The sequence below is a fragment of the Leisingera sp. F5 genome (assembly GCF_001593695.1).
The window spans coordinates 1-5,156 of sequence record NZ_LUKH01000132.1; the positions used below are offsets into that span (position 1 = coordinate 1).

At 60.8% G+C, this 5,156-nt stretch carries 5 protein-coding genes; all 5 read left to right on the top strand.

The features are described from left to right. The coding region (gyrB, locus tag A2I95_RS25625) for a DNA topoisomerase (ATP-hydrolyzing) subunit B (RefSeq protein WP_291734458.1) at nucleotides 1-2,332 on the top strand (2,332 nt) is incomplete at its 5' end. Between the two features lie 496 nt (nucleotides 2,333-2,828). Beyond that, nucleotides 2,829-2,978: a periplasmic nitrate reductase, NapE protein gene (gene napE / locus A2I95_RS25630; protein WP_129372422.1), complete on the top strand. Its 150-nt coding sequence runs from the start codon at nucleotides 2,829-2,831 to the stop codon at nucleotides 2,976-2,978. 12 nt (nucleotides 2,979-2,990) lie between these two features. Beyond that, entirely contained in the window at nucleotides 2,991-3,506 is a 516-nt protein-coding gene (locus tag A2I95_RS25635; RefSeq protein ID WP_291734461.1) for a ferredoxin-type protein NapF, read from the top strand. Then, complete coding sequence (locus tag A2I95_RS25640) at nucleotides 3,503-3,781, top strand: chaperone NapD (protein WP_259996304.1); 279 nt, start codon at nucleotides 3,503-3,505, stop codon at nucleotides 3,779-3,781. The genes A2I95_RS25635 and A2I95_RS25640 overlap by 4 nt, the downstream gene beginning before the upstream one ends. Next, the coding region (locus tag A2I95_RS25645) for a molybdopterin-dependent oxidoreductase (protein WP_291734465.1) at nucleotides 3,778-5,156 on the top strand (1,379 nt) is incomplete at its 3' end. The genes A2I95_RS25640 and A2I95_RS25645, both read left to right, overlap by 4 nt.

The window sequence follows — 5,156 nt, forward strand, 5'->3', positions numbered from 1 at the left end:
CGGCATGTATATCGGGGACACCGACGATGGCTCGGGCCTGCACCACATGGTGTATGAGGTCGTGGACAACGGCATCGACGAGGCGCTGGCAGGCCACGCGGACCACGTGACGGTGAAAATCCACGCCGATTCCAGCGTATCCGTCAGCGACAACGGCCGCGGCATTCCGGTGGGTATCCACGAGGAAGAAGGCGTATCCGCGGCCGAGGTCATCATGACCCAGCTGCACGCCGGCGGTAAGTTTGACAGCAACTCCTACAAGGTTTCCGGCGGCCTGCACGGTGTGGGTGTTTCGGTGGTGAACGCGCTGTCTGACTGGCTGGAATTGCGCGTCTGGCGCGACGGCAAGGAACACATTGCCAGGTTTGAGCGCGGTGATACCGCCAGGCATCTGGAGGTGGTCGGCGATTGCGGCGACCGGACCGGCACCGAAGTGCGCTTCATGGCCTCGACGGATACGTTTTCCAACCTCGAATATGTTTTTGAAACGCTGGAAAAGCGCTTGCGGGAACTGGCTTTTCTGAACTCCGGCGTGCGCATCATCCTGATCGACGAACGCCCGGCGGAACGGCTGGAAGTGGAGTTGTACTATGACGGCGGCGTCAAGGAATTCGTCAAATACCTGGACCGCCACAAGACGCCGGTGATGGAAACTCCGGTTTATATCATCGGTGAAAAGGACGAAATCGTTGTCGAAATCGCCATGTGGTGGAATGACAGCTATCACGAAACTGTGCTGCCCTTTACCAACAACATCCCGCAGCGCGATGGCGGCACCCATGTTGCAGGCTTCCGCGGCGCGCTGACCCGGACGATCAACAACTATGCGCAGATTTCGGGCATCGCGAAGAAGGAAAAGATCTCCTTCACTGGTGATGACGCCCGCGAAGGGCTGACCTGCGTTTTGTCGGTGAAAGTGCCGGATCCGAAATTTTCCAGCCAGACCAAGGACAAGCTGGTGTCATCCGAGGTGCGCCCGGTGGTCGAAAGCCTGGTCGGGGAAAAACTGGCAGAATGGTTTGAGGAAAATCCCGGCCAGGCCAAGCAAATCGTTGGCAAAATTGTCGAGGCCGCTTTGGCCCGCGAGGCCGCCCGCAAAGCACGCGAACTGACCCGCCGCAAAACTGCAATGGACGTGAATTACCTCGCCGGCAAGCTGAAGGATTGCTCTGAAAAAGACCCGTCCAAAACCGAAGTCTTCCTGGTCGAGGGGGACTCGGCCGGCGGTTCCGCCCAGACGGGCCGGGACCGGAGGACACAGGCAATCCTGCCCCTGCGCGGCAAGATCCTGAACGTTGAACGCGCACGCTTTGACCGGATGCTGGGAAGCCAGGAAATCGGCAACCTGGTGATGGCATTGGGCACCGGTATTGGCCGGGACGAATTTAAGATTGAAAAGCTGCGCTACCACAAGATTGTCATCATGACCGATGCGGACGTGGACGGCGCCCATATCCGGACGTTGCTGCTGACCTTCTTCTACCGGCAGATGCCGGAGCTGATCGAGGGCGGCTATCTCTACATTGCGCAGCCGCCATTGTATAAGGTCGCGCGCGGCAAATCCGAGGTTTACCTCAAGGATCAGGCAGCGCTGGATGATTATCTGATCAACCAAGGTGTCGACGGCGCGTTGCTGAAACTCGGTAACGGCTCCGAGATTGCCGGTGCCGACCTTACCCGCGTGGTCGACGAGGCGCGCCAGCTCAAACGTGTGCTGGATGCCTTCCCGACCCATTACCCGCGCCACATCCTGGAGCAAGCTGCCGTGGCCGGTGCCTTTGTGCCCGGTGCGGTGGATTCCAACCTGCAGGGCGTGGCCGACAAGGTTGCGGCGCGGCTGGACGCCATTGCCCTGGAATATGAGCGCGGCTGGCAGGGCCGGATCACCCAGGATCACGGCATCCGCCTGGCCCGCATCCTGCGCGGGGTCGAGGAAGTGCGTACCCTGGACGGTCCGATGCTGCGCTCCGGCGAGGCGCGCAAAACCGGCAGCTTCACCCAAAGCCTGCAGGAAGTCTACGGCACCTCCTCCCAGCTGATCCGCCGCGATCGCAGCCAGATTATTCACGGACCGCTGGATCTTTTGAAGGCGATCCTTGATGAAGGCGAAAAGGGTCTCTCGCTGCAGCGCTACAAAGGCCTGGGCGAGATGAACCCGGACCAGCTGTGGGAGACGACACTGGACCCGGACGCCCGGACACTGCTGCAAGTGCGGGTCGACGATATGATCGAGGCGGATGATCTGTTCACCAAGCTGATGGGCGATGTTGTCGAACCCCGTCGCGAGTTTATCCAAAAGAACGCGCTTAGCGTCGAAAACCTGGATTTCTGATCGGGTGTAGGATCGCGCATATTCGTGCGCGATCCCCATAACTTTGCGCGATTAGCCCATAGGTTTGCGCGTAAGCGCTGCTGCGAGGACTTCACCCGCCACGTCGCGGCAGACGTATTGCTGGCCCCGGTAATTGCGGCCGAATGGCATCGCAAGGGTGATGATCAAATTCAGTGCGCTTTTACTGGCCAAGCGGCACGAGGTTGTCAGGCGGCACTTCCCATACAATTTCCGAGATATGGGCGTGTTCTAAATAGGTTGGAGATATTCGCGGTTGGAAGCGCTATGGACGCATTGATATCGTTAATTTCGATTGTTTGAATGTTTTGTTTTGCCAAATCTACCGCCCGGGAAATGATTCAGATCAAAGTGCAGTACAGCCGTCCTGCGCATTCTCCTGCCAGCGACGCGGCACTGTTCAGAAAACCGGAATCAGATGCGGCCTTTTCCGGCCGGCTTGCTGCGCTACATTTGTACGAGCCAAGGAGGACAAAAAATGTCCGAACAGCCAAGCAAAGCCGAAGAGCGGAACACCTTCCTGTTCCTCGCCGTGGTTCTGGCGCCGGTACTGGCGGTGGGACTGGTCGGCGGATACGGCCTGATCATCTGGATCTCCCAGATCTTCCTGGGACCGCCCGCCGGGTAAGAGGCCAGGCCAATGCCAGCACATGCCAGCACAGCCCCCTCGCGGCGCGCCTTCCTGACCGGGAAAGTGGCCCGCCCGGAGCCGGAATTCCGTCCGCCCTGGACGGATGAGGCCCGGGTGCAGGCGCAGTGCACCGGCTGCAATGCCTGTGTTGAGGCTTGCCCGCAAGGGATCATCGAATTCGACAGCCACAGCCGCCCGCGGATCAGTTTCCACGGTGGCGAATGCACCTTTTGCGGCGCCTGTGCCGAAGCCTGTCCGCAGGCGGTGTTCGATCTGGCACAGCCAGCGCCCTGGCCGGTGACAGTGGAGATCACCAGCAGCTGCCTGAATGCCGCCGGAATCGCCTGCCAGCTGTGCACCGACATTTGCGACCCTCGTGCCCTTCGGATGGACCTGTCAGTCCGTCCGGTCGGCGCCATTCAGGTGGATCCCGGCGCCTGCACCGGCTGCGGTGCCTGCCTGTCCACCTGTCCCAACAATGCCATCGCACTCTGCGACCCCCGCCAGCAAAGGACGCCCGCGTGACAGAAGAGATCCATATTTCCAGCCTGCTGGTGCGCAGCAATCCGGCGCAGATGGAGGATGTTCTGGCCAACATCAAATCCATGGCAGGCGCCGAGATTTCGCAAGCCGATCCCTCGGGCAAGATCGTCGTCCTGTTTGAGGCGGACAGCGACCGGGCCATTGGCGATGCCTTGGCCAGAATTCAGCTTCTCGACGGCGTCGCCAGCGCGGCGCTTGTCTTCCATCAAACCTGCGATGCGCAGGACCTCGCCATTGAAGAAGGAGTCCCCCAATGACCGGACTTACCCGCCGCGACGCCATTAAGGCGCAGGCCGCCGCAGCCGCCGCACTTGCTGCCGGGCTGCCGATCCCTGCCGCCGCGCAGAACCTTGTCACCGACGCCAGCCTGACCGAGTTGAAATGGTCCAAGGCCCCTTGCCGCTTCTGCGGCACCGGCTGCTCGATCATGGTCGCCACCAAGGCCGGCCGCGTGGTCGCCACCCATGGCGACACTCAGGCCGAGGTGAACCGCGGATTGAACTGCGTCAAAGGCTACTTCCTGTCCAAGATCATGTACGGCGCCGACCGTCTGACCCAGCCGCTGCTGCGCAAGACCAATGGCGAGTACGATAAAGAGGGCGAATTCACCCCGGTCAGCTGGGATGAAGCCTTTGATATCATGGCTGAGAAATGGAAGAAGACCCTGGCCGAGAAAGGCCCCGAGGGCATCGGCATGTTCGGCTCCGGCCAATGGACCGTCTGGGAAGGCTATGCCGCGTCGAAACTGATGAAGGCAGGCTTCCGCTCCAACAACATCGACCCCAACGCGCGTCACTGCATGGCCAGCGCCGTGGGCGGCTTCATGCGGACCTTCGGCATCGACGAGCCGATGGGCTGCTATGACGATTTCGAGAACGCCGACGCCTTTGTGCTGTGGGGCTCGAACATGGCCGAGATGCACCCGATCCTGTGGACCCGCATCACCGACCGCCGGTTCAGCCATCCGCATGTGCAGGTGGCGGTGCTGTCGACCTTCACCCACCGCAGCTTTGACCTGGCGGACATCCCGGCGGTGTTCACCCCGCAGACCGACCTGGTGATCCTGAACTACATCGCCAACTACATCATCCAGAATGATGCGGTGCATAAGGACTTTGTTGGCAAGCACGTGAACTTCCGCCGCGGCAATCAGGACATCGGCTATGGCCTGCGTCCCGAACACCCGCTGGAGCAGATGGCCGAGAACGCCACCAAGGCGGGCGGCTCCGAGCCGATGAGCTTTGAGGAATTCGCTGAATTCGTCTCTGAATACACGCTGGAAAAAGCCGAGGAAATGTCCGGCGTTCCGGCAGCAACCCTGGAAAAGATCGCGAAACTGTACGCTGATCCCAATACCAAGGTCATGTCGCTGTGGACCATGGGCGCCAACCAGCACACCCGCGGTGTCTGGGCCAATAACCTGCTGTACAACATACACCTGCTGACCGGCAAAATCTCTACCCCCGGCAACTCGCCGTTCTCGCTGACCGGCCAGCCCTCGGCCTGCGGCACCGCCCGCGAGGTGGGCACCTTCTCGCACCGCCTGCCCGCCGACATGGTGGTGAAGAACCCCGAGCACCGGGCCTATGCCGAAAAAATCTGGAAACTGCCCGAAGGCACTGTTCCGGGCTG